General features: G+C 68.3%; 2 protein-coding genes. Both read left to right on the forward strand.

The window, feature by feature from the left end; translation table 11 throughout:
* A partial coding sequence (locus GT030_RS34135; RefSeq protein ID WP_202460913.1) for a M4 family metallopeptidase occupies nt 1–804 on the forward strand: 804 nt, incomplete at its 5' end.
* Between the two features lie 254 nt (nt 805–1,058).
* Nucleotides 1,059–2,309 (forward strand): M4 family metallopeptidase (locus GT030_RS34140; RefSeq protein WP_161204378.1); only part of this gene is annotated, 1,251 nt, incomplete at its 3' end.

The following is a 2,309-nucleotide window of genomic DNA, read 5'->3' on the forward strand; positions in this document are numbered from 1 at the left end:
GACCCCGGTGACTACCTCATCGGCGAGAAGATCGACATCAACGGCGACGGCACCCCGCTGCGTTACCTGGACAAGCCGAGCAAGGACGGCGCGTCCAAGGACAGCTGGTACTCCGGTATCGGCGGGGTGGACGTGCACTACTCCTCCGGCCCGGCGAACCACTTCTTCTATCTGCTGAGCGAGGGCAGCGGCGCCAAGGTGATCGACGGGGTCTCCTACGACTCCCCCACCGCCGACGGCCTCCCGGTCACCGGCATCGGCCGGGCCAAGGCCCTCCAGATCTGGTACCGGGCGCTCACCACCAAGTGGACCTCCACCACCAACTACTCGGGCGCCCGCACCGGCACCCTGGCCGCCGCCGGTGAGCTGTACGGCACCACCAGCGCCGAGTACGCGGCCGTGCAGGACGCCTGGGCGGGCGTCGGGGTCGGCACCCGGCCCGGCGGCGACACGGGCACCTCGTACGAATCCACCACTCCGGTGGCGATCCCGGACAACGGTCCCGCGATCACCTCGGACATCACGGTCGCCGGCAGGAGCGGAAACGCGCCAAGCAACTTGCGCGTGGCCGTCAACATCACCCACACCTGGCGCGGCGATCTGGTGATCGATCTGGTCGGCCCGTCGGGCACCTCGTACCGGCTGAAGAACTTCAGTTCCTCGGACTCCGGGGACGACGTGGACGAGACCTACACCGTGAACGCATCGGCCGAACCCGCCAACGGCACCTGGAAATTGAAGGTTCAGGACCAGGCGGCGCAGGACAAGGGCACGCTCAACTCCTGGAAGGTCACCTTCCCGTAGACCACCCTTCCGCCGCCCCTCGCGGCCGGTGAACGGGTGCCGTCCGGAAGGTGAACAGCCCTCCGGACGGCCCCCGTTCACACGCCCGCAACAACATCAAGACGCAAACTTTCGGCCAACATCACCGCAGGGTCATGACATGTACGCGTCCCTGGTGCCACGCTCTCCCCACCCGCCGCAGCACAGCGACTTCAGTACGCACCACCCGGCCAGTGACCCCACGCTGGCCGACGCCCCCACGTCAAGGAGCTACTGTGAGCCCCCTCTACGCGCGTCACAAGCGCACCTCGCTCGTCATCGCCACCGCCGTCGCCGCCGGTGCCCTCCTCTCCACGGGCCTGTCCTCCAGCGCGAGCGCCGAGAACAAGACCCTGGCCGCCGCCCCGACGCTGCTGTCGGCCTCGGCCCGCACCACGCTGATCCAGCAGGCGCAGTCCGACGCCCCTGAGACCGCCCAGCGCATAGGTCTCGGCGCCAAGGAGAAGCTGGTGGTCAGAGACGTCGTCAAGGACGTCGACGGCACCGTCCACACCCGCTATGAGCGCACCTACGCGGGCCTTCCGGTCCTCGGCGGCGACCTCGTGGTGCACACCGCCAAGTCCGGCAAGGCCGAGGGCGTCACCAAGGCCACCAAGTCGGCCATCAAGGTGGCCTCGCTGAAGCCGCAGATCACCCCGGCCAAGGCGGAGAAGCAGGCCGTCGGCGCCGCGAAGACGCTCGGCTCCGCCAAGACCGAGTCGGACGGCGCCCGCAAGGTCGTCTGGGCCGGCTCCGGCAAGCCCGTCCTCGCCTACGAGACGGTCGTCGGCGGTCTCCAGGACGACGGCACCCCGAACCAGCTCCACGTGATCACCGACGCGGCCACCGGCAAGAAGCTCTACGAGTACCAGGGCGTCGAGAACGCGACCGGCAAGACGCTGTACTCCGGCACGGTCACCCTCAACTCCGTGCAGTCGGGCTCGACGTACCAGCTCACCGACAGCGCCCGGGGCAACCACAAGACGTACAACCTGGCCCGCAAGACGTCCGGCACGGGCACTCTGGTGTCCAGCACCACCAACGTCTTCGGCACCGGCACCGCCTCCAGCTCCTCCTCCGACCAGACCGCGGCCGCTGACGCCGCCTACGGCGCGGCGGAGACCTGGGATTTCTACAAGAACACCTTCGGCCGCAACGGCATCAAGAACAACGGCGTCGGCGCCTACTCCCGCGTCCACTACGGCAACGCCTACGTGAACGCGTTCTGGGACGACAGCTGCTTCTGCATGACCTATGGCGACGGCTCCGGCAACGTCGACCCGCTGACCTCGCTGGACGTCGCGGGCCACGAGATGAGCCACGGTGTCACCTCCAACACCGCGGGCCTGAACTACTCGGGCGAGTCCGGCGGCCTGAACGAGGCCACCTCGGACATCTTCGGCACGGGCGTGGAGTTCTACGCGAACAACGCCTCCGACCCCGGTGACTACCTCATCGGCGAGAAGATCGACATCAACGGCGACGGC

This window comes from Streptomyces sp. SID1328, from assembly GCF_009865595.1.
GTDB classification, from domain to species: Bacteria; Actinomycetota; Actinomycetes; order Streptomycetales; family Streptomycetaceae; genus Streptomyces; species Streptomyces griseoluteus.